Source organism: Pseudomonas sp. 43A (assembly GCF_013363935.1).
Taxonomy (GTDB): Bacteria; Pseudomonadota; Gammaproteobacteria; order Pseudomonadales; family Pseudomonadaceae; genus Aquipseudomonas; species Aquipseudomonas crudilactis.
The window spans coordinates 2,528,053-2,551,077 of record NZ_CP054880.1 but is presented as its reverse complement, the minus strand read 5'-3'; the positions used below and the strand labels follow the sequence as shown (position 1 = coordinate 2,551,077).

At 58.8% G+C, this 23,025-nt stretch carries 18 protein-coding genes; 5 read left to right on the top strand and 13 right to left on the bottom strand.

What is annotated here, in order from left to right; all coding sequences use genetic code 11:
- Positions 1-133: 133 nt before the first annotated feature.
- From HUW52_RS11410 to HUW52_RS11395, 4 genes are all read right to left on the bottom strand, one after another.
- Positions 134-3,427: a DEAD/DEAH box helicase gene (locus HUW52_RS11410; protein ID WP_175553677.1), complete on the bottom strand. Its 3,294-nt coding sequence runs from the start codon at positions 3,425-3,427 to the stop codon at positions 134-136.
- A 9-nt stretch (positions 3,428-3,436) separates the two neighbouring features.
- Positions 3,437-4,174 carry an S-methyl-5'-thioinosine phosphorylase gene (locus HUW52_RS11405; RefSeq protein ID WP_007910483.1) on the bottom strand — a complete coding sequence of 246 codons (738 nt, stop codon included), beginning with the start codon at positions 4,172-4,174 and terminating at the stop codon, positions 3,437-3,439.
- Between the two features lie 12 nt (positions 4,175-4,186).
- Positions 4,187-5,197, bottom strand: coding sequence for a beta-N-acetylhexosaminidase (nagZ, locus tag HUW52_RS11400; protein WP_016986746.1), 1,011 nt, complete (start codon positions 5,195-5,197; stop codon positions 4,187-4,189).
- A 158-nt stretch (positions 5,198-5,355) separates the two neighbouring features.
- Complete coding sequence (locus tag HUW52_RS11395; protein ID WP_016986747.1) at positions 5,356-6,063, bottom strand: TetR/AcrR family transcriptional regulator; 708 nt, start codon at positions 6,061-6,063, stop codon at positions 5,356-5,358.
- A gap of 229 nt (positions 6,064-6,292) precedes the next feature.
- On the opposite strand from HUW52_RS11395, the gene lexA reads away from it, so the two are divergent.
- Positions 6,293-6,901 carry a transcriptional repressor LexA gene (gene lexA / locus HUW52_RS11390; RefSeq protein WP_016986748.1) on the top strand — a complete coding sequence of 203 codons (609 nt, stop codon included), beginning with the start codon at positions 6,293-6,295 and terminating at the stop codon, positions 6,899-6,901.
- 10 nt (positions 6,902-6,911) lie between these two features.
- Positions 6,912-7,385 carry an SOS-induced cell division inhibitor SulA gene (gene sulA, locus HUW52_RS11385; RefSeq protein ID WP_116030904.1) on the top strand — a complete coding sequence of 158 codons (474 nt, stop codon included), beginning with the start codon at positions 6,912-6,914 and terminating at the stop codon, positions 7,383-7,385.
- A 96-nt stretch (positions 7,386-7,481) separates the two neighbouring features.
- On the opposite strand, the gene HUW52_RS11380 is transcribed toward sulA, so the two are convergent.
- The 7 genes from HUW52_RS11380 to HUW52_RS11350 all read right to left on the bottom strand — a co-directional run bounded on the left by HUW52_RS11380 (position 7,482) and on the right by HUW52_RS11350 (position 15,880).
- Complete coding sequence (locus HUW52_RS11380; protein WP_003226592.1) at positions 7,482-7,715, bottom strand: hypothetical protein; 234 nt, start codon at positions 7,713-7,715, stop codon at positions 7,482-7,484.
- Between the two features lie 106 nt (positions 7,716-7,821).
- Positions 7,822-8,346 carry a DUF6586 family protein gene (locus HUW52_RS11375; RefSeq protein WP_007910470.1) on the bottom strand — a complete coding sequence of 175 codons (525 nt, stop codon included), beginning with the start codon at positions 8,344-8,346 and terminating at the stop codon, positions 7,822-7,824.
- A gap of 143 nt (positions 8,347-8,489) precedes the next feature.
- Positions 8,490-11,120 carry a type I DNA topoisomerase gene (topA, locus tag HUW52_RS11370; RefSeq protein WP_016986750.1) on the bottom strand — a complete coding sequence of 877 codons (2,631 nt, stop codon included), beginning with the start codon at positions 11,118-11,120 and terminating at the stop codon, positions 8,490-8,492.
- A gap of 114 nt (positions 11,121-11,234) precedes the next feature.
- Positions 11,235-11,471, bottom strand: a complete 237-nt coding sequence (locus tag HUW52_RS11365; protein ID WP_007910467.1) for a DUF1653 domain-containing protein — start codon at positions 11,469-11,471, stop codon at positions 11,235-11,237.
- A gap of 98 nt (positions 11,472-11,569) precedes the next feature.
- Complete coding sequence (gene fadA / locus HUW52_RS11360) at positions 11,570-12,745, bottom strand: acetyl-CoA C-acyltransferase FadA (protein WP_007910465.1); 1,176 nt, start codon at positions 12,743-12,745, stop codon at positions 11,570-11,572.
- A 32-nt stretch (positions 12,746-12,777) separates the two neighbouring features.
- Positions 12,778-14,925 carry a fatty acid oxidation complex subunit alpha FadB gene (gene fadB, locus HUW52_RS11355; protein WP_175553676.1) on the bottom strand — a complete coding sequence of 716 codons (2,148 nt, stop codon included), beginning with the start codon at positions 14,923-14,925 and terminating at the stop codon, positions 12,778-12,780.
- 517 nt (positions 14,926-15,442) lie between these two features.
- A complete protein-coding gene (locus tag HUW52_RS11350; protein ID WP_175553675.1) occupies positions 15,443-15,880 on the bottom strand; it encodes a hypothetical protein in 438 nt (145 codons plus the stop codon).
- A 103-nt stretch (positions 15,881-15,983) separates the two neighbouring features.
- Between HUW52_RS11350 and HUW52_RS11345 the strand changes: the two genes are divergently transcribed.
- Positions 15,984-16,421: a universal stress protein gene (locus HUW52_RS11345; RefSeq protein ID WP_077573839.1), complete on the top strand. Its 438-nt coding sequence runs from the start codon at positions 15,984-15,986 to the stop codon at positions 16,419-16,421.
- Between the two features lie 174 nt (positions 16,422-16,595).
- Here HUW52_RS11345 and HUW52_RS11340 read toward each other — a convergent pair whose 3' ends face one another.
- Positions 16,596-18,518, bottom strand: coding sequence for an ATP-binding cassette domain-containing protein (locus HUW52_RS11340; RefSeq protein ID WP_016986754.1), 1,923 nt, complete (start codon positions 18,516-18,518; stop codon positions 16,596-16,598).
- Between the two features lie 214 nt (positions 18,519-18,732).
- On the opposite strand from HUW52_RS11340, the gene HUW52_RS11335 reads away from it, so the two are divergent.
- Positions 18,733-20,661, top strand: coding sequence for a transglycosylase SLT domain-containing protein (locus HUW52_RS11335; protein ID WP_016986755.1), 1,929 nt, complete (start codon positions 18,733-18,735; stop codon positions 20,659-20,661).
- A gap of 82 nt (positions 20,662-20,743) precedes the next feature.
- On the opposite strand, the gene HUW52_RS11330 is transcribed toward HUW52_RS11335, so the two are convergent.
- Positions 20,744-22,549 carry an ABC transporter transmembrane domain-containing protein gene (locus tag HUW52_RS11330; protein WP_175553674.1) on the bottom strand — a complete coding sequence of 602 codons (1,806 nt, stop codon included), beginning with the start codon at positions 22,547-22,549 and terminating at the stop codon, positions 20,744-20,746.
- 255 nt (positions 22,550-22,804) lie between these two features.
- On the opposite strand from HUW52_RS11330, the gene HUW52_RS11325 reads away from it, so the two are divergent.
- A complete protein-coding gene (locus tag HUW52_RS11325; protein ID WP_016983726.1) occupies positions 22,805-22,984 on the top strand; it encodes a PA1571 family protein in 180 nt (59 codons plus the stop codon).
- Positions 22,985-23,025: the final 41 nt, after the last annotated feature.

Genomic DNA, 23,025 nt, shown 5'->3' with positions numbered 1-23,025 from the left:
GCTCGCTCCCACACTGGATCTGTGGCATTCACCAATCCAGTGTTCACAGGGATCTTGTGAATCACACAAATCTAATGTGGGAGCGAGCCTGCTCGCGAACGGGTCACCTCGGTTTAAAGGTTAAAACCGAAGCTCACTGCTTGGAAACAGGCAGCGGCGCAAACAGCGCCTCAATGTCACCCTGCTCCAGCTTCCAGCCTCCCGTCGTTCCACCCTCAAGCACCGCCCCGGCCAACGCTGCTTTCTCCTGCTGCAGCGCCTGGATTTTTTCCTCTACTGTGCCGCGAGCGATCAGTTTGTAAACGAACACCGGGTTGTTTTGCCCGATTCGATACGCGCGATCGGTTGCCTGATTCTCCACCGCCGGGTTCCACCAAGGGTCGAAATGGATCACCGTATCCGCGGCGGTCAGGTTCAAACCGGTCCCCCCGGCCTTCAGACTGATCAGAAACAACGGCACCTTGCCGCCCTGAAAATCCTTCACCGGCGTGCGTCGATCCGTGGTGTCACCGGTCAGTAGCGAATAGGCAATGTCACGTTGCTGCAATTCTTCCTCGATCAAGGCGAGCATCGAGGTGAACTGCGAGAACAGCAGGATCCTGCGCCCTTCGCCGAGCAACTCTTCAAGCATCTCCATCAGGCTGACCAGCTTGCCACTGCCGGAGCGCAGCGCTTTCGCTGTCATCGGCATCTTGATCAGACGCAAGTCGCAACAAACCTGCCGCAGCTTGAGCAAGGCATCCAGAATGATGATCTGACTGCGCGCCACGCCACTGCGGGCAATTTCGTCACGGACTTTTTTGTCCATCGCCACGCGAACCGTTTCATAGACATCACGCTGGCCGTCGCTGAGATCGACCCAATGGACAATTTCGGTTTTCGGTGGCAACTCGGTGGCGACCTGATCCTTTTTGCGGCGCAGCAAAAAGGGCTTGATGCGCGCTGTCAGGTGCTGCATGCGCTGAACATTGCCGTGCTTCTCGATTGGCGTGCGGTAATCGCGATTGAAGGACTTGCTGTCGCCGAGCCAACCGGGCATGAGGAAATGAAACTGCGACCAAAGCTCGCCCAAGTGGTTTTCCAATGGCGTGCCGCTCAGGCACAAGCGCTGGCGGGCCTGCAGATCACGGGCCGCTTGCGCGGCTTTGCTGATCGGATTTTTGATGTTCTGCGCTTCGTCGAGAATCAGCACGCTCCACAACTGTGGCTGCAAGGTCTCCAAATCCCTCGGCAGCAACGCGTAAGTGGTCAGCACCAGATCGTACTCAGCCAGATCAGCGAAATCCTTTTGCCGCCCAGAGCCATGCAGCGCCAATACTTTCAACTGCGGGGTGAAACGCTCGGCCTCGTCGAGCCAGTTGGGAATCAGGCTGGTCGGCATCACCGCCAGAGCCGGACAATCAAGGCGACCGGCGTGTTTTTCCGTGAGCAGGTGCGCCAAGGTCTGCAGCGTTTTGCCCAGCCCCATGTCATCGCCCAGAATGCCGCCGACCTCAAGCTCGCGCAGGGTCTGCATCCAGTTCAGGCCTTCGAGCTGATAGGGGCGCAGTTGCGCGTTAAGGCCGGCCGGCGCAACGACCTGGGTGTGAATGGAATTCTGCAAGCGCTTGGCGAAGGTGCGCAGCCGCTCGCCACCCTGCCAATCCAGCGGCACGCCATCGAGCATACTCAAGCGCGCGGCATCCGGGACACTCAAGCGCAGTGTATCGCCCTGATGACCGCCCAGGTACAACTCGCCCAGCGTGGCCATCAGCGGCTTGACCCGACTCAGCGGCAGCGCGACCTTGGCGCCTGAAGGGTCGCCAAAACCGCTGGGCTTGAGTTCGATCAGGAGTTTTTCGTCATCGCCGCGCTGAGCCAGATCGACCGGGTCAAGCAAGCGCGGCTGCGTGCGCAGCAAGTGCAGAAGGATCGGCAGCAAACTGTAGCGCTGGCCATTGACGACGATACCCAACTGCAAATCAAACCACTGATGCCCGGCCTCTTCTTCGACCTCGGCGTACCAATGCTCAACCGGTTGCACATTGAAATGAAAGCCGGGACTCATCTCCACTTCCCAGTTCGAGGCGCGCAACGTGGCAAGGCCTTCGTGCATAAACCCGAGCCAGGCGGAATCATCCGGCAACGTGAACATCTCGCCGGGACGATCCAGCGAGCTCTTGCGCGTGGCTTTCTTGAAGCCGAGCTTTTGCAGGATCTGGCGCAGTTTCTTTTCCACTGCGGGCTGGCGTTGAATGCGCTGGGTTTCGGTGCCGTTGAGGATCATTACTTCCGGGTTGCGATCCACCGTCGGCTGGCCGTTGTAGGTAAACACCAGGGCGGCGCGGTGCTCAAGAATGTATTCCCAGCGCGAGCGCTCCCGACCGCTGACGAGGGTCAGTTGTGGCTGTGGAAGTACGTCGTCGATGATCCGTTCGGTCAGTTGGTGTGGCGGCGGGATTCTCGTTGCCGCGCTCATGCGATGGCTGAACTGCATGGCCTGACGCGCCGGAATGTCCGGCGCCAGCGTCAAATGGCTGGCCAGTTTTTCTTCCAGTTCATTGAACAGAGGGCCAATCTGCCGCTGTTCACGATCCAGGTAATAAAGCGGCTCCAGCGCCAGCACGGTTTCTTGCGCCGCCTCGGCACTGCTCCACTGCGCGCGGAACCCGCCGTCGGCCTGCTCGGCCCAGGCGAACTGGCCGACGCGTTTCGCGCCAGACACCAACGGTTGCAGATCCTCGAAATCGAGGAACAGCCGCGAGGTGCGCAGGAGCATTTCCAGCAGTTCGGCGCCGCTGCTGCCTTCCAGCGGATAGCCGCTGTAATAGGCGTGGTGGGAGTGCATGGCAACCAGCAGCCTGGCAACGCGCAAATCCAGCTCGGACAGGTAGCCGGGCTGACGCATGAGCATTTCCGCCAGCGAATACATCGGTTTGACTTCGCGTAACTCGCCGTTCTTGAGCTGGGAGACCTTGAAAATATCAAGCAGCCACTTGCCGCTCACAGGCGTTGGCTTGAGCTTGTAAAACAGACGCGTGCCTGCGGTTTGCGCGCCTTCTTCGGCGGGCTTGGCCGGCACGGGAATGGTCGAAAGCCAATGCTCCAGCGCCCGCCCCAAAGGGATTTGTGCGTCACTTTCAGACGCATCATCAGCACTGCCCTGAAGGTGATAGAGCACCGCAGCGCAGTGCTTGCAGTCGATGACGACAGGACAGCTGCACAGGCAACGCAAGTTGACGGAACCCAGGCGATCTTCGGACAGGTAAATGCTTTGTTCATACGCCTGACTTTCCGAGCCAACGCAGAACGCCTCGATCTTTTTGTCATTGATCTCGATGATCTCTACCCGGTCATCGGCGGCATAAGCGCGAGCCTTGGCCAGCGCCTTGCTACTGAATGCCTGAGTCCAGGCCAACGACTCGAGCCGTTCGATGAGAATGCTCATGGGCAGTCCTTAGCCGGCCAACACCCGCGCCAACGCCGACTTCACCTTGCCCATGCCATCGTGCAATGCCTGCTCGATCTCGGCCATGGTGATCACTTCGGTGGTCTTGCCCGCCGCCGGGTTGACCACCAGTGCCAGACAGGCGTAATCCAGATCCAGCTCGCGGGCCAGTGCCGCTTCCGGCATACCGGTCATGCCGACGATGTCGCAGCCATCCCGCTCCAAACGCACAATCTCCGCCACGGTTTCCAGACGCGGGCCTTGGGTGCAGGCATACACACCCTGATCGCTGTACTCGCAACCTTCGGCAGCCACAGCGGCGATCAATTGCTGACGCAGCGGCTCGCTGTAGGGAAAGCTGAAGTCGATGTGGGTGACGTGCTCCAGATCATCGGCGAAAAAGGTGTGCTCGCGCCCGCTGGTGTAGTCGACGATCTGATGTGGCACGCAGAAATGACCCGTGCCCATGGCCGAATGGATCCCGCCTACGGCGTTCACCGCGATAATCGCCTCGGCACCAGCCTGCTTCAGCGCCCACAGGTTGGCGCGGTAGTTGACCTTGTGCGGCGGGAAGCGATGCGGGTGGCCGTGACGGGCGAGGAACAGCACTTCCTTGCCGGCGTATTCGCCAATTTGCACGTCGGCCGATGGCGCGCCGTAGGGCGTATCCACTGCCAGTGACTGGCGAATGGTCAGGCCTTCGAGTTGGGTCAGGCCAGTGCCACCGATGATTGCGTAAACCGTCATAGCGAAAAATCCTTAATCGATCAGTTGAGCGTCTTTGAGCGCGCCGATGGCGGTGAGCCAGCGCGGATCCTGACGGTAATCGGTGCTGGCGTATGCCTGACCGCGCATGCGGGCGATGCGCGCGGACGGCTTGACCTTCATGCGTTGCGCGGCGCTCAGGGCCAGTTCGGCAGCGGCGCGGTCGTTGCACACCAGGCCCATGTCACAACCGGCAGTCAAAGCGGCTTCGATGCGGCTGGCGGCGTCGCCGACCACGTGGGCGCCGGCCATCGACAGGTCGTCGCTGAAGATCACCCCGTCGAACTGCAATTCGCCGCGCAGGATGTCCTGCAACCAGCGGCGGGAGAAGCCGGCAGGCTGCGAATCGACCTGCGGATAGATGACGTGCGCCGGCATGATCGCGGCCAGTTGCTTGCTGAGTTTGGCGAAGGGTACGAGGTCGTTGGCGCGGATCTCTTCGAGGCTGCGCTCGTCGTTGGGGATCGCGACGTGGGAGTCCGCTTCTGCCCAGCCGTGGCCAGGGAAGTGCTTGCCGGTGGCCGCCATGCCGGCGCTGTTCATGCCGCGAATGAACGCTCCGGCGAGTAGTGCCGCGCGCTCGGGATCACCTTCGAACGAGCGGGTGCCAACCACGGCGCTGCGCTGGTAATCCAGGTCGAGTACCGGGGCGAAACTCAGATCGAGGCCGACTGCCAGCACTTCGGTGGCCATGATCCAGCCGCATTGCTCGGCGAGGTATTCGGCGTTCGGGTTATCGGCGATGGCGCGCATGGCCGGCAGGCGCACGAAGCCCTGACGCAGGCGCTGCACGCGGCCGCCCTCTTGATCCACCGCCAGCAGCAGGTCCGGGCGAACCGCGCGAATCGACGCACTGAGTTCACGCACTTGGCGCGGATGCTCGATGTTGCGCGCGAAAATGATCAGGCCGCCCACTTCGGGCTGACGCAACAATTGGCGATCTTCGGCCGTCAGCCAGGTACCGGCGACGTCCACCATCAACGAGCCTTGCAGGCCAGCAGTCATAGAGATTCCTTGAAAACGAAAAACCCGATCCACAACAAATCGCTGCCGTGAGCAATGCTCGGCAGGTCGGCAATATCTATGGATTTCGGGTTCAGAACGAGAGTCGGCATGGGCGGCTAGCTTAGCGGATACAAGCTGCCGCGCCCACCCGTGCGCGGCTAAACCTTGGCAGCGACCGGCGTTGATTTGCTGCGCGGACGCAGTTGCGCGGTGGCCATGGCAGTGTCGGTGACGCCGGTTTCGGCCCGCATGCCTGCAGCGAGGAATGGCACCATCAGGCGCATCACTTGCTCAATGGAGGTGTTGACGCCGAAATCGGTCTCGGCGATTGCGCGTAAAGCCTTGATGCCGGACATGCTGAACGCGGCGGCGCCGAGCATGAAGTGCACGCGCCAGAACAGCTCGATCGGCGGAATGCGTGGTGCGGCTTCGTTGACCAGCAGCATGTAGCGACGGAACACTTTGCCGTACATGTCCTCCAGATAACGACGCAAGTGGCCCTGGCTCTGGCTGAACGCGAGGCCGAGCAGGCGCATGAAGATCGACAGGTCATTGCCGCTGCGTGGCTGGACCACCAAGGCTTGCTCGACGAGGATTTCCAACAGTTCTTCAAGCGTCGGCTTGTTTTCAGGCTTGGCCTGACGCCGCTCCAACTCTTTATCGAGACTGATGCAGAACGGGCCGAGAAACCGCGAGAAAACCGCCTGGATCAGCGCTTTTTTCGAGCCGAAGTGATAGTTCACCGCTGCCAGGTTGACGCCAGCCTTGCTGGTAATCAAACGCAATGAGGTTTCAGCGAAACCTTTCTCCGCGAACAACTGCTCGGCAGCATCAAGAATGCGTTCAACGGTTTCCGACTGGGCCATGGCTACTCCGCCTGACAAACACTTGTTTGAAACATACGTTTCAGCCAGTGCCTTGTCAAGCCTGCCGGTTCGTTTTGGGAATGGTCGGTCAGCTATTTAACCACACAAGCCCAATGCATTAATAAGCGCGAATGCCGACCGTCCGGCGGCATGCAAAAAAACGGGCATTGCCAAGCACGCTTCACTGTATATAATCCCAGTCACTGTATAAAAAGACAGAGCGATCAATATGCTAAAGCTGACGCCACGCCAAGCCGAGATTCTGGCCTTTATCAAACGCTGCCTCGAAGACCACGGCTACCCGCCAACCCGTGCGGAAATCGCTCAGGAACTGGGCTTCAAGTCGCCGAACGCGGCTGAAGAACACCTCAAGGCACTGGCTCGCAAGGGTGCCATCGAGATGACTCCCGGCGCCTCTCGCGGCATTCGCATCCCTGGCTTCGAAGCCAAGGCTGACGACTCCACCCTGCCGATCATTGGCCGGGTTGCTGCCGGCGCGCCAATCCTCGCCCAGCAGCATATCGAGGAATCCTGCAACATCAATCCAACCTTCTTTCAACCTCGTGCCGACTACCTGTTGCGGGTGCAAGGCATGAGCATGAAGGACATCGGCATTTTCGACGGCGACCTCCTCGCGGTGCACACCACCCGCGAAGCGCGTAACGGTCAGGTTGTCGTCGCACGCATCGGCGATGAAGTGACGGTCAAACGCTTCAAGCGTGAAGGCAGCAAGGTCTGGCTGATTGCCGAAAACCCCGAGTTCGCCCCTATCGAAGTCGACCTGAAAGATCAGGAACTGGTGATCGAAGGCTTGAGTGTCGGCGTGATTCGCCGCTAAAGGAGGCTTTATGCAGTTCCCACACACCCCTCAGCAAACACAACTGCCTTTATTCGAAGCGTTTCTGGCACAACCGATGGCGCCGATCCTCAAAGAGGTCGTCGAGCGCCCGTGGATTGCCGAACCTGAAGTATTCAGCGAGCTGTCACTGCGCGGTGCTACCGGGAACTGTCTGAACCTTCTTGCCCCGATCCTTCGCGAACTCAGTGAAGATCAGGACGCGCGCTGGCTGACGCTGATAGCGCCTCCTGCGAGCCTGACCCAGACATGGCTGCGGGATGCCGGCTTGAATCGCGAGCGTATTCTGCTGCTGCAACCAAGAGGCGCTCAAAGCGCTCAGCAACTGGCATGCGAAGCCCTGAAACTGGGTCGCAGTCACACCGTAGTCACTTGGCTCAACCCATTGAACGCAAATTCACGGCAACAACTGATCAACGCCGCACGCACGGGCGATGCTCAGAGCCTGAATATTCGTTTGGGTTGATTGGTGCTTATACGCGCTGTGTGAAGCGCAGGGCTTCTCCAGGGACAGAGAAGCCGATCTGAAGCGGTAACGTCAAAAAGTAAAAAGACGCCAGGATCAATGAAGAACCCGCGGTCCTTCTTCCTTATCAAACTCGCCTTCGACCATGCGACCGGCCATTTGCACGCCGACGCTTAACATCGCCTTGGCGATTTCCACATGCTGACCTTGCAGGAAAGCCTTGGCATCCTCGGAGAAATCCAGCGTCACCAGAGAACCCTCGTCCTCAGCCCTGCGCAGTTCGATTCGGCCGTCTGGTAACTCGACAATTTCTAGAAAGGACGTTGGCATAAAGGTCTGTTCTCCACGAAAGGCAGGGATTATATAGACATCATTCAGGCTTCGCTCGGGATCTTGACCAGCAGCATGTTTCAGATTGCCACCGTGTCAATCGCCCTCAGCACTCGTTCAAGCCTTCGCGGAAACGTATCGCCAGACCTTTCAAGTTCTGCCGCCAGCTCTCCAGCTCCTCTCGACTCAACTCTTCTGGCGCTTCTTCTTCGTCCAGATTAATCGCCTGAATCAACGGTTGCGTCACATCACCCTTCGGCTTGTGCGGCACTCGTGGCGGTTGAAACAGCGCCGAATGCGCTGCCAGCAGTTTTGCCAACCAGGTTTCAGAATTGCCAGCCAACTCAACCATTTCGGCCAGTTCGGGAATTGCGATCGACTCCAGCACTTCACGAGTCAGCAGCATCTCGGCCCGCGGCGCATTGGCCTGCGGCAGACGATAGAAACCCGCGATCTCATGACAAAGCCCCAGCAAGGCGCCGTACAGGTGAAACAAGGCCGATTCACGACCGGCCTGAATCAGCGCCAGAGAGTTCATCGCCCGGCCTTCTTCAGCGCGAGCCAGAGCTTCCAGCGACAGGCCGGCGAAATAGATCTTTTGATTGGTACGGGTATAGAGTTCGTGAGCCATGACGGCGCTCTCCACAACGAAATAATTGCGTCACACAGGCCGGACAGTGTCGTGGATCAGCCGATCCCACCGCAAGCACAAAACAAAAAGGCCGCATGAAAACCCAAGGGTTCTCATGCGGCCTTTCAGTATCAGGCTAATGCTTATTCAGCTTTGGCCTTCGTACGCTTGTCTTCAACCGTCCACTTGCCGCCGTCGAAGTACGCCTTCCAACCGGTAGGCTTGCCATCGACTTCGGTCTGCACGTATTGCTCCTTGGTCTTGCGGCTGTAGCGGATCACCGCTGGCAGACCATCAGGATCCTTCTTCGGCGCGTCGCAGAGGAAGTGATACTTCGGATCGATCTCATCCTTGTGCGGCAGGATCTCGATCACCAGCGGAGCACGGGTCTCACGGTTTTTCGGGAACTGACTGGCGGCCAGGAACAGACCCGAGGCACCGTCACGGAGGATGTAGGTGTCGTTGACCTTTTCGCATTTCAGCTCAGGCATCTTCACCGGATCCATCTTCGGCGGCGCTGCATCACCGCTTTTCAACAGTTTGCGGGTGTTCTTGCACTCAGGATTGGTGCAACCGAAGAACTTGCCGAAACGGCCAGTCTTGAGCTGCATCTCGCTGCCACATTTGTCGCATTCCAGGCTCGGACCTTCGTAGCCCTTGATGCGATAGCTGCCTTCTTCGATTTCGTAGCCAGCACAATCCGGATTGTTACCGCAGATGTGCAGCTTGCGCTTCTCGTCGAGCAGGTAAGCGTCCATCGCCGTGCTGCAGATCGGGCAGCGATGCTTGCCACGCAACACCAGCGATTCCGATTCGCCCTCGTCGTCCGCAGCAATCTCGTCGCCCGGCACCAGGTTGACGGTGGCCTTGCAGCGCTCTTTCGGCGGCAGGCTGTAGCCCGAGCAACCGAGGAACACGCCGGTCGACGCAGTACGAATCTGCATCGGACGACCACAGGTCGTGCACGGAATATCGGTCATCACCGGCTGGTTGGCACGCATGCCGCTGTCCGGATTTTCGGCCACTTCGAGTTTCTTTTTGAAGTCGCCATAGAACTCGTCCAGCACGCTTTTCCAGTCACGCTCGCCCTGCGCCACGTCATCGAGGTTCTCTTCCATGCCGGCGGTGAAGCCGTAGTCCATGAGATTGGAGAAGCTTTCCGACAGACGCTCGGTGACGATGTCGCCCATCTTTTCCGAGTAGAAACGACGGTTATGCAGGGTCACGTAGCCACGATCCTGAATGGTCGAAATGATCGCAGCGTAAGTCGAAGGACGACCGATGCCACGTTTTTCCATTTCTTTAACCAGGCTGGCTTCCGAGTAACGCGCCGGCGGCTTGGTGAAGTGCTGCGACGGATCGAGCTTGATCAGCTTCATCACGTCGCCCTGCGCCATATCAGGCAGCACGTCGTCATCGCCCGGCTTGGCAATCTGTGGCATGACACGGGTGTAGCCGTCGAACTTGAGGATACGGCCCTTGGCGCGCAGCTCGAATTCACCAGCACCTACGCTGACGGTGGTCGACAGGTATTGCGCTGGCAGCATCTGGCAAGCGAGGAACTGGCGCCAGATCAGCTCATAGAGGCGCTCAGCGTCACGCTCCATGCCCGTCAGCTTGCTCGGAATGGTGTTGGCGTCGGACGGACGAATCGCTTCGTGAGCCTCTTGAGCGCCTTCCTTGCTGCTGTAGACATTTGGTGTTTCCGGCAGGTACTTCTTGCCGAATTCGTCTTCGATGTAAGTGCGTGCCATCGCCACGGCGTCAGCCGAGAGGTTGGTCGAGTCGGTACGCATATAAGTGATGTAGCCGGCTTCGTACAGACGCTGGGCCATCATCATGGTTTTCTTCACGCCGAAGCCCAGGCGGTTACTCGCTGCCTGTTGCAAGGTGGACGTGATGAACGGCGCCGACGGCTTGCTGCTGGTCGGCTTGTCTTCGCGTTTGACGATGCTGTAGCTGGAAGACTTGAGTTTCTCCAGCGCGGCCATGGCCTGCGCTTCGTTGAGCGGCTTGAACGCTTCGCCTTTCTCGCGAGCTACTTCGAAACGCACGGTCGAGCCTTTGGTGGTGCCGAGATCGGCATGCACTTCCCAGTACTCTTCCGGGTTGAACGCACGGATTTCACGCTCACGCTCAACCACCAGCTTCACGGCAACCGATTGCACACGACCGGCGGACAGGCCACGGGCGATTTTCGCCCACAGCAGCGGCGAAACCATGTAACCCACAACGCGGTCGAGGAAACGGCGGGCCTGTTGAGCGTTGACACGATCGATGTCCAGCTCGCCCGGTTCCGAGAAGGCTTCCTGAATCGCCTTTTTGGTAATTTCGTTGAACACCACGCGCTTGTAGCGGCTGTCATCACCACCGATGGCTTCGCGCAGGTGCCAGGCAATGGCTTCCCCCTCGCGATCCAAGTCGGTTGCGAGATAGATGGTGTCAGCATCTTTGGCGAGCCGACGCAGCTCCTCGATGACCTTCTCTTTACCCGGAAGGATCTCGTACTTGGCTTTCCAGCCATGATCGGGATCGACACCCATACGCGAGACCAGCTGCTTGCGCGCTTTCTCTTTTGGCGAGAGCACCGGACCTTCGCCCGCAGCAGCCTTGCCGCGCTTGGCGGCTGGCTCTTTGCTGGCGCTAGCCGAACCGCTGGTGGGCAGGTCTCGGATATGGCCGATACTCGACTTCACCACGTATTGGTTACCCAGATACTTGTTGATGGTCTTGGCCTTAGCCGGGGATTCCACAATGACCAGCGATTTGCCCATGGATCAGAAAATTCCTGAATTCTAGAAGTGAAAGGCGGTTGGCGCCTGACGCGGCACCGCTATATATAGTTGATACAAGGTGAGGTCAAGCACAGGGTTCTGTGCACACTCGCCTCATGCCTTGGAAAAAAGGCTCGGTTCGGCTTGCACCAAAGCAAAGCGTGGCACCTGCTCGCCGTCAACCTCGACTGACTCGAGAAACATGCTCAGAGGGCGTACCCAAAAGCCGTAATCGCCATACAGGGCTTGGTAAAAGACCACTTCTTCTTCGGTCTCGGAATGCCGCGCAACACTGAATACGCGGTACTGCGGACCTTTGTAATGTTGGTAGAGCCCAGGTTGTATCGGCATGCTTTGGCCCTCACTCAAATTTTTTCAAAATAAAAACAAAATAAATCCGCAAAAACAAAAACCGGGGCACTTGGCCCCGGCTTCCATCGACGAGACGCTTAAACGCGTTCGAAGACGGTGGAGATGCCTTGGCCGAGACCAATGCACATAGTGGCCACCCCGAAGGTGCCGCTATTCTGCTTCATCACGTTCAGCAAGGTGCCGGAAATACGAGCACCGGAGCAACCGAACGGATGACCCAGGGCGATTGCACCGCCGTGCAGGTTAACCTTCTCGTTCATCTTGTCGAGCACTTTCAGATCTTTCAGCACTGGCAGGGCCTGTGCGGCGAAAGCTTCGTTGAGCTCGAAGAAGTCGATATCGTTGATGCCAAGGCCCGCACGCTTCAGGGCTTTCTGTGTCGCCGGAACTGGACCATAGCCCATGATCGCCGGATCCACACCCGCCACTGCCATCGAACGGATAACCGCCATTGGCTGGATACCCAGGTCCTGTGCACGCTGCGCCGACATCACGATCATGCACGAAGCACCATCAGTGATCTGCGACGAAGTACCGGCAGTCACGGTGCCGCCCTTTGGATTGAAGGCAGGCTTGAGGGCCGCCAGACTTTCCAGGGTGGTTTCCGGACGAATGGTTTCGTCGTAGTCGAACAGTTTCAGGAAACCGTTCTCGTCGTAGCCCTGCATCGGGATGATTTCGTCTTTGAACTTGCCTTCCACGGTGGCCTTGTGGGCCAACTGGTGGGAACGCACGCCGAAGGCGTCTTGCTGCTCGCGAGTGATGCCGTGCATTTTGCCGAGCATTTCCGCGGTCAGGCCCATCATGCCCGAGGCTTTCGCCGCGTACAGCGACATGTGCGGGTTCGGATCGACACCGTGCATCATGCTCACGTGGCCCATATGCTCGACGCCGCCAACCACGAACACGTCACCGTTGCCGGTCATGATCGCTTGCGCAGCGGTGTGCAGCGCGCTCATCGACGAGCCACACAGACGGCTGACGGTCTGGCCGGCCGAAGTGTGCGGGATCTGGGTCATCAGCGACGCCATGCGCGCGATGTTCCAGCCCTGCTCCAGGGTCTGGTTGACGCAGCCCCAGATCACGTCCTCGACTTCAGCAGGATCGACCTTGGCGTTGCGTTCCAGCAATTTGCTGATCAGGTGCGCCGACATGTCTTCGGCACGGGTGTTGCGGTGCATGCCGCCCTTGGAGCGGCCCATCGGAGTACGACCGAAGTCGACAATCACGACGTCTCTTGGATTCAAGCTCATAAAATTTCACTCTCGCTCAAAAGTTGGGACGCTTAACCGAAGAACCGTTGGCCGGTTTTGGCCATTTCACGCAGTTTCGCGGTCGGGTGGTACAGCGCGCCCAAATCAGCGTACTGGTCAGCCAGGGCAACGAACTCGGCAACACCGATCGAATCGATGTAGCGCAGCGCACCGCCACGGAATGGAGGGAAACCGATACCGTAGACCAGACCCATGTCGGCTTCGGCGGCGGTTTCAACGATGCCGTCTTCCAGGCAACGCACGGTTTCCAGGCACAGCGGGATCATCATCCAGTTGATGATGTCTTCGTCAGTGACTTCGCGCTGCTCGTAAACGATCGGCTTAAGCACTTCCAGTACCGACGGATCGGCAACTTTCTTCTGCTTGCCTTTCTTGTCGGCCTCGTAGGCGTAGAAGCCCTTGCCGTTCTTCTGACCCAGGCGCTTGGCTTCGTACAGCACATCGATGGCCGAACGACGGTCATCCTTCATGCGATCCGGGAAGCCTTCAGCCATTACGTCACGACCATGGTGACCGGTGTCGATACCGACCACGTCCATCAGGTATGCCGGGCCCATCGGCCAGCCGAATTTTTCCATGACCTTGTCGATACGGACGAAGTCCACACCGGCGCTGACCAGTTTGGCGAAACCACCGAAGTACGGGAACAGGACGCGGTTGACCAGGAAGCCCGGGCAGTCGTTGACGACGATCGGGTTCTTGCCCATTTTCTTGGCGTAGGCCACGGTGGTGGCAACAGCCAGCTCACTCGACTTCTCGCCACGGATCACTTCCACCAGCGGCATCATGTGCACCGGGTTGAAGAAGTGCATGCCGACGAAGTTTTCCGGACGCTTGAGAGCCTTGGCCAGCAGGCTGATGGAAATAGTCGAAGTGTTGGACGCGAGGATGGTGTCCTCTTTGACCTGCGCTTCGACTTCAGCCAACACGGCTTGCTTGACCTTAGGGTTCTCGACCACAGCTTCAACAACCAGATCCACGTGACCGAAGTCGCCGTAGGACAGGGTTGGCCGAATGGCGTTGAGTACTTCAGCCATTTTCGCAGCGGTCATGCGACCTTTATCAACGCGGCCAACCAGCAGTTTGGCGGCTTCGGCCAGACCCTGCTCGATACCGTGCTCGTTGATGTCCTTCATCAGGATCGGCGTACCTTTGGAGGCCGACTGATAGGCGATACCGCCACCCATGATGCCGGCGCCGAGTACAGCGGCCTGCTTCACGTCTTTGGCGATTTCGTCGTAGGCCTTGGCCTTTTTCTTCAGCTCCTGATCGTTCAGGAACAGACCGATCAAGCTCTGCGCGGCAGAGGTCTTGGCCAGTTTGACGAAACCGGCGGCTTCAACTTCCAGCGCCTTGTCACGACCGAAGTTCGCAGCTTTCTGGATGGTCTTGATCGCTTCAACCGGCGCCGGGTAATTCGGGCCAGCCTGACCGGCAACGAAACCTTTGGCGGTTTCGAAAGCCATCATCTGTTCAATGGCGTTCAGCTTGAGTTTTTCAAGTTTCGGCTGACGCTTGGCCTTGAAGTCGAACTCGCCGGAGATGGCGCGCTTGATCAGTTCAAGGGCGGCTTCCTGCAGCTTTTCAGGAGCAACCACGGCGTCGACGGCGCTGACTTTCAGAGCGTCTTCAGGGCGGTTTTCCTTGCCGGCGGCAATCCACTCGATGGCGTTGTCGACACCGATCAGGCGCGGCAGACGCACGGTACCGCCGAAGCCTGGGTAGATGCCCAGTTTGACTTCCGGCAGGCCGATCTTGGCTTTGGTGGACATGACGCGATAGTCAGCTGCCAGGCACATTTCCAGGCCGCCGCCCAGCGCGATGCCATTGATGGCCGCGACGGTCGGAACGTTGAGGTCTTCGAAATCGCTGAAGATCTTGTTGGCTTCGAGATTGCCAGCAACCAGCTCGGCATCCGGCAGCTTGAAGTTGTCGACAAATTCGGTGATGTCGGCGCCGACGATGAACACGTCCTTGCCACTGCTGACGATCACGCCCTTGATCGAAGCATCTGCCTTGATGGTGTCTACGGCCTGACGCAGTTCGTTCAGGGTTAGACGGTTGAACTTGTTGACGGACTCACCCTTGAGGTCGAATTTCAATTCGACGATGCCACTTTCAAGAGCTTTAACCGTGATGGCTTTACCTTCGTAAATCATCAACTGATCTCCACGATATGGAAGCTGAACAGTACACGTCGGACGCAGGCGAATGGCTCGGCAGGACGCTTTTTCGTCGATGCTAACGCCAATCCACCCGGCACACCCGCCAACGCGATAGTCGGGATTCTGTAGGAGCAGTCTGTAAGACAAACGCTCAATTCATACGCCCGTTTGATTTGGGTACGTCACCTTCACGGAATTTCCGACAATTGTCAATCGCCCAAAATACGGGTTGAAATGCGACTTTGCGGTCATTTCTGTAAGACGAAGACCCGCAACACGCGTCTGCATGTGAAGCCATTCATAGAATCAATAGTTAGAAAAGTCGCCCTAATTCGCAGCAGCCCTTGTTTAAAGGGCTACGCTGGGTGGACGACAGGGAAATGCGCTGACTGACCCAGCATCAAAAAGATTTCCGGCCTGCCTGGCCAACCCCGCCCGATGAATCATGTCGGGCTTTTTATTGCGCGTCTGCCGGACGTTTCACACCGTTGCAGTGCGAAAAGTCCGCGCGTCACGCCAGCGCTTTCAGGGTGGCGTCGATATCCTGCAAAACAGATGCTTCGCCCTTCTCCCCCCAATACAAAGCGATCATCTGCTTGTCTGCCTCGACTTTGAAAACGTTGCCCGGCAATTTTTCGAAATGATTAAGCAGCGCAGGGTCCTCGCAGACTTCCTGCCACTGATTGACCCACACACCCGGCGACTTCTGCCAGTAAGTCCAGCAGGCAGGTGACTTGCCACGGCGCGGCCGATGATACTGCGCGCACGGGTTTGGTGGCTCTTGCGCCAGCCAGTGTGGCCATTCCTGAGGTGCCAGTTGCATGGCCAGACCGATGCGTCGTGCCTCCATACGCAGGGCGATGCGACCGCTTTGCGCGCGCGATGGGCGCAGCCACGCCAGCGGACTTAAAACCACCAGCAGGATTGACACCACCAACCAGACCGTCATATCTCTATTCCCAATTCTTGGTGAGCGCATTGTGTCACTTTGGAACCATTGCGCTTGAAACCAGCCATACTTAACAATATTGAAATCCCACGAGGAGCACCTCATGCCCTACCACCACATCCTGGTCGCCGTAGATCTGACCGAAGAGTGCGACCCTGTGATTCACCGCGCCCGCGAGCTATCGGTGAGCAATGGCGCCAAGCTTTCGCTGGTGCATATAGTCGAACCTATGGCCATGGCGTTCGGCGGCGACGTACCGATGGATCTGTCACAACTGCAACAACAGCAGTTCGATCAGGCCAAGGAGCGTCTGGAGCGTCTGAAAGCCAAATACTCGGAGCTTGAGGGCGCCAACTGCCACCTGACCTATGGCCAGCCACGCCAGGAAATCCATCATTTCGCCAAAGAACAAACGTGCGATCTGATCGTGGTCGGCAGTCATGGCCGACATGGTCTGGCGCTGTTGCTGGGCTCGACCGCCAATGACGTGCTGCACGGCGCGCCATGCGATGTATTGGCGGTACACCTGGTCAAACGCTGAAATACCATTCCATGTAGGAGTGAGCCTGCTCGCGATAACGTTCTGACAGTCGACGAGTTCGTTGAATGCTAAACCGCTATCGCGAGCAGGCTCACTCCTACAAGGGAACTGCGTTTACATATGAAAAGCCCGGCGCTCATCACTGAACGCCGGGCTTTTTCACATCAGGATCAATCAGGCATCCAGCTCGGCCCAACGCTCCATCAATGCATCCAGCTCAGCCTGCAACTGCTCCAGCGAAGCAATCACCTTGGCCGTTTCAGCCGCAGGACGCTGATAGAAGCCAGCTTCAGCCATTTCGGCTTCCACGACAGCAATCTGCTGTTCCTTGGCATCGATATCGCCCGGCAATGCTTCCAGCTCACGCTGCACCTTGTAGCTCAGCTTCTTCTTGGCCGCCGGTGCTGCGGCGGCAGGCGCTGCGACCACAGCAGGCTCAGCGGTCACCACGGCGGAGTTCAAGTCAGCCTTGCCCGACTTGCTTTCGGTTACGCCCAGCAGACGCGGCGAACCACCCTGACGGATCCAGTCCTGATAGCCGCCGACGTATTCACGCACCTTGCCTTCGCCTTCGAAGACCAGGGTGCTGGTGACCACGTTGTCGAGGAATGCCCGGTCGTGGCTGACCATCAGCACGGTGCCATTGAAAGTCAGCAGCACTTCTTCAAGCAGCTCGAGGGTTTCCACGTCGAGGTCGTTGGTCGGTTCGTCGAGGACCAGCAGGTTCGCCGGTTTGCTGAACAGCTTGGCCAGCAACAGACGCGCACGCTCACCACCCGACAGCGCCTTGACCGGCGTGCGGGCACGCTGCGGGCTGAACAGGAAGTCGCCGAGGTAGCTCAGCACGTGACGGCTCTGGCCGTCGATATCGATGAAGTCGCGCCCTTCGGCGACGTTGTCGATCACGGTTTTTTCCAGATCCAGCTGATGGCGCAACTGATCGAAGTAGGCCACGTCGATCCGCGTGCCTTCTTCCACTTTGCCGCTGGTCGGTTGCAGACCGCTGAGCATCAGTTTCAGCAGAGTGGTCTTGCCGGTACCGTTGGCGCCGAGCAGACCAATACGGTCGCCGCGCGTCAGCACCATCGAGAAGTCCTTGATCAGGAACGGGCCACCCGGATGAGCGAAACTCACGTTCTCGAGGACCATCACCTGCTTGCCGGACTTGTCGGCAGTGTCCAACTGAATGTTGGCCTTGCCGGTGCGCTCACGACGTTCGCTACGCTCAACGCGCAGGGCTTTCAGGGCGCGGACGCGGCCTTCGTTGCGGGTGCGGCGAGCCTTGATGCCCTGGCGGATCCAGACTTCTTCCTGGGCCAGTTTCTTGTCGAACAGCGCGTTGGCGGTTTCTTCAGCCGCCAGCGCGGCTTCTTTGTGCACAAGGAAACTGGCGTAGTCGCCGTTCCAGTCGATCAGGCCACCGCGATCCAGTTCGAGGATTCGCGTGGCGAGGTTTTGCAGGAAGGAACGGTCGTGCGTGATGAACAGCACGGCGCCCTGGAAATCTTTCAGAGCTTCTTCGAGCCAGGCAATCGCACCGATGTCCAGGTGGTTGGTCGGTTCGTCGAGCAGCAGCAGATCCGGCTCGGACACCAGTGCCTGCGCCAGCAGCACGCGACGACGCCAGCCGCCGGACAACTGGGCGAGGGTCTTGTCGGCCGGCAGTTGCAGACGGCTCAAGGTGCTTTCGACCAGAGTCTGCAAACGCCAGCCATCACGGGCTTCGAGGTCTTGCTGAACGTGCATCAGCTTGTTCAGGTCTTCTTCAGTGACGCAGTTCTGCGCCAGGTGATGGTACTCGGCGAGCAACGCGCCCACGCCATCAAGACCTTCAGCGACCACGTCGAACACCGTCCGATCGTCGGCCACTGGCAATTCCTGCGGCAATTCGCCGATTTTCAGACCGGGGGCACGCCACACCGAGCCTTCATCGGGCTTCTGGTCGCCCTTGACCAGTTTCATCATGCTGGACTTGCCAGTGCCGTTGCGGCCGATGATGCACACCCGCTCACCACGGGCGATCTGCCAGGACACCTTGTCCAACAACGGCATAGCGCCGAACGCAAGGGACACATCGCTGAATTTGAGCAGGGTCATGAGCTTCTCCAAAAACCGGGCGCGCATTCTACCTGAATTAGGGCTTCAGCAGGCCGGCAATTTGTCTGTCGAAGCACTCTGCACAACATTTGTTGCGAACTTGTGCTGCGAGGCCGGCAAAGCTTTCGCCGCTTGCTGGCAAAAGGCTAAGCTACAGACAATTCAGTGCTGACCGAGGTCGGCACTTGTCATGATTTCTCTGCCCGGATGTCTCATGCGCAGTCGCCTTTTCAGTGTCTTGTCCTGCTTGCTACTTACCGCCGCTGCCGCTCAATCCGCTCAGGCGGTGGACCTGTCCACCCAACGCCAGTATTACGATGAAGCCAAGCGCGCGCTGGCCAAGGGTGATACCGGCCCGTATTTCCGTTACAGCCAGGCGCTGGCCGATTATCCGCTGGAACCGTATCTGGCTTACGACGAACTGACCGCGCGCCTGAAAACCGCGAGCAATGCGGAAATCGAGAAATTCCTCGCCGAACACGGTGACCTGCCCCAGGCCAACTGGATGAAACTGCGCTGGTTGCGCTGGCTCGCCGACCGTGGTGACTGGGCAACCTTCGTCAAATATTACGACCCGAAACTCAACTTCACTGAACTGGACTGCCTCAACGCGCAGTACCAGATCAGCAGCGGTCACAAGGCCGAGGGTTACGCCAACGCCGACAAGCTCTGGCTGACCGGTAAATCACAACCCGCTGCGTGTGACGCACTGTTCGGCATCTGGGCCGCCGATGGCCAGCTCACCGAACAGAAACGCTGGGAGCGCACCAAACTCGCCGCTCAGACGCGTAACTATCCCTTGGCCAACAGCCTGGTCAACGGCCTGACCACCCTCGCCCCACGCGGTCGCCTGCTGGTGGATGTGGCGCAGAAACCCGAGCTGCTCAATCAGCCTTCACGCTTCACCCCGGCCGACGAGCCGATGTCCGATGTGGTCAGCCTCGGCCTGCGCCGCCTCGCTCGTCAGGATCCTGACAAGGCCATGGCGCTGCTCGACGGGTATGCCAGCAGCATGCATTTCTCTCGCGATGAAAAAGTCGCAATCGCCCGGGAAATCGGCCTGACCCTCGCCCGGCGTTTCGACAGCCGCGCGCTGGACGTGATGACCAAGTACGACCCGGAGCTGCGCGACAACACCGTTTCAGAATGGCGCCTGCGCTTGCTGTTGCGTCTGGCCCGTTGGGACGACGCCTATCAGTTGACCCGCCGTCTGCCGCAGGATCTGGCCACCACCAACCGCTGGCGCTACTGGCAGGCACGCAGTCTGGAACTGGCCCAGCCGCAAAACCCGGAAGCGCAAACGCTGTACAAAAACCTTGCGCGCGAACGTGACTTCTACGGTTTCCTCGCCGCCGACCGCTCGCAATCGCCGTACTCGCTGAACAACAAGCCACTGGTGCTCAGCCAGGCGCTGATCAACAAGGTGCGCAACACCCCGGGCGTGCGCCGCGCGCTGGAATTCCATGCTCGCGGGCAGATCGTCGACGGTCGTCGCGAGTGGTATCACGTCAGCCGCCACTTCAATCGCGATGAAATGGTTGCCCAGGCAAAACTCGCCTATGACTTGAAATGGTACTTTCCGGCGATCCGCACCATCAGCCAGGCGCAATACTGGGATGATCTGGACATCCGCTTCCCGATGGCCCACCGCGAAACTCTCGTGCGTGAAGCCAAGGTGCGTGGCCTGCATTCGAGCTGGGTGTTTGCCATCACCCGCCAGGAAAGCGCCTTTATGGACGACGCCCGTTCCGGCGTCGGCGCCAGCGGCCTGATGCAACTGATGCCCGGCACCGCCAAGGAAACCGCGCGCAAATTCAGCATCCCGCTGGCCTCGCCGCAGCAGGTGCTCGATCCGGACAAGAACATCCAGCTCGGCGCCGCTTACCTGAGCCAAGTGCACAGCCAGTTCAACGGCAACCGCGTCCTCGCCTCCGCCGCCTACAACGCCGGACCGGGTCGCGTACGCCAATGGCTGCGCGGCGCCGATCACCTGAGTTTCGACGTCTGGGTGGAAAGCATCCCGTTCGACGAAACCCGTCAATACGTGCAGAACGTGCTGTCGTACTCGGTGATTTACGGCCAGAAGCTCAATTCACCGCAGCCGCTGGTGGATTGGCATGAGCGGTATTTTGATGATCAGTGATCACGCGGCTGACGCCCAGTAACAAAAAATGCCAGTATCGCGAGATACGGGCATTTTTTATAGGTACAACCTGAGCAGTTACTTAGTGAATGGCAGGATCGGTGACAGGATTAGTTGAAGCGCTCTTGCCATCGTTGAACTGCAATGCCGCCAACCGCGCATACAGCGGATTGCTGGCAATCAGTTCCTGATGGGTGCCAATGGCCACAAGCTTGCCCTGATCCATCACCGCAATCCGGTCAGCGTTTTTCACCGTGGCCAGTCGATGCGCGATCACCAGCGTGGTGCGGTTCTGCATCAGGCTCGGCAGGGCTTCCTGAATCAAATGTTCGCTCTGCGCATCGAGGGCGCTAGTGGCCTCGTCCAGCAGCAGGATCGGTGCGTCGACCAGCAACGCCCGGGCGATCGCCAGGCGCTGACGCTGGCCACCGGAAAGACCGAGGCCACCATCGCCAAGATGGGTCTGGTAACCGTTGGGCATTTTCTCGATGAAGTCGTGAGCGTGAGCAATTTTTGCCGCGTCCATGACTTGTTCCAGTGTCGCCCCCGGATTGCCGTAACGAATATTCTCTTCAACGCTGCCAAAGAACAGCGCCGGCGACTGCGAGACCAGGGCGAAGTGGCGACGCAGGTCCAGCGGATCAAGGCTGGTCAGCGGCACGCCATCGATGAGGATCTGCCCTTCCAGCGGATCATAAAAACGCAAGAGCAAGTCGTACACGGTGGACTTGCCCGCACCGGACGGCCCCACCAGCGCCAGCGTCTCTCCAGCCCGAATGGTCAGATTCAAGCCGTTGACGGCGTAGCTTTCAGGACGCGAAGGGTAGGAAAACCGCACTTCCTGCAATTGCAGCTCGCCGCGCACGCGCTGCGGCAAGGTCACCAGCCCGGTGGTGGGCGGCTGGATGATGTTTTCCGACCCCAGCAGTTCGGCGATGCGCTCGGCGGCACCTGCCGCGCGTTGCAGTTCGCCAATCACCTCACTCAGGGTGCCGATCGCGCTGCCGACAATCAGACTGTAGAAAACAAACGCCGCCAGTTCACCACCGGTGATGCGCCCGGCAATCACGTCCATGCCGCCGACCCACAACATGACCGCCACCGCGCCGAGCACCAGCACGATCACCATGGTGATCATCCACGAGCGCTGAAAGATGCGTTTGCGCGCCGTGTCGAAGGCATCCTCTACGGTTGTCGCAAAACGGCGCTCATCCTGGACTTGGTGGTTGTAGGCCTGCACGGTTTTGATCTGGCCGAGGGTTTCCGACACATAGCTGCCGATATCGGCCACCCGGTCCTGGCTCAATCGCGACAGATTGCGTACGCGCCGACCGAAAATCAGGATCGGTGCGACCACGAACGGTAAAGCAATCACCACGATGCTGGTGAGTTTGGCATTGGTCACGAACAGCAGGATGACACCGCCAATCACCATCAACAGGTTACGCAGGAACATCGACAGCGACGAGCCGATCACTGATTGCAGCAGCGTTGTGTCGGCAGTCAGCCGCGACTGGATCTCCGAACTGCGGTTGTTCTCGTAGAAGCCGGGGTGCAAATAGACCAGATGGTTGAATACCTCACGGCGAATATCGGCCACACAACGCTCGCCGATCCACGACACCCAGTAAAACCGCGCGAACGTACCGACCGCCAAACCCAGCACCATCAGCATGAAGATGCCGATGCTCTGGTTGAGCTGATGCGGCGACTGAGTCATGAAGCCACGGTCGACCAACAGTTTGATCCCCTGCCCCATCGACAGCGTGACGGCGGCGGTGACGATCAACGCCAGCAGCGCAGCGATGACTTGCCAGCGGTAAGGGGCCAGAAATCGAGTGGTCAGACGCAGGGCGCGCCGGTGCCTTGAAGAAAGCTTCGGGGTCATTCAGGTACACATCCGTGTTGGTGAAAGGGCTAGCCTAAACCTTCTTGGGGCGGAACTCTGTAAATCACAATGAGTCAGGTTAAATATGCCCCCAAAGACTAGGCCATAGTTACTATTGGTCTAAAGTCCCGGTTGAGACGAGCGGTCGTTTCTGTTTGAGTGGAGATGCCTCCACTGACAGACCGCAGGGAGTTGTCACAGCCCGGTCACGTGGCGGTTTTACCCTAGGCGCACAACCTGATGAGGAGACAGGCCATGTCCTTGCAACACAGCAGCGATGACAAAATTGAAGTGATCCGCACCAAGCCCGGCCAATCTCTGGGTTGCTCGATACTGGATAAGGATGGGCGCGAAGTACCGATCACTGAAGAAATGATCCAGCAAGCGTGCAGCGAGCTGGAGAAGCGATTGGTCAAGCCTGCCGAACAAGAGTGATATAGCCACCGTCTTCCTGACCCGGCCCCTTTGGCCGGGTT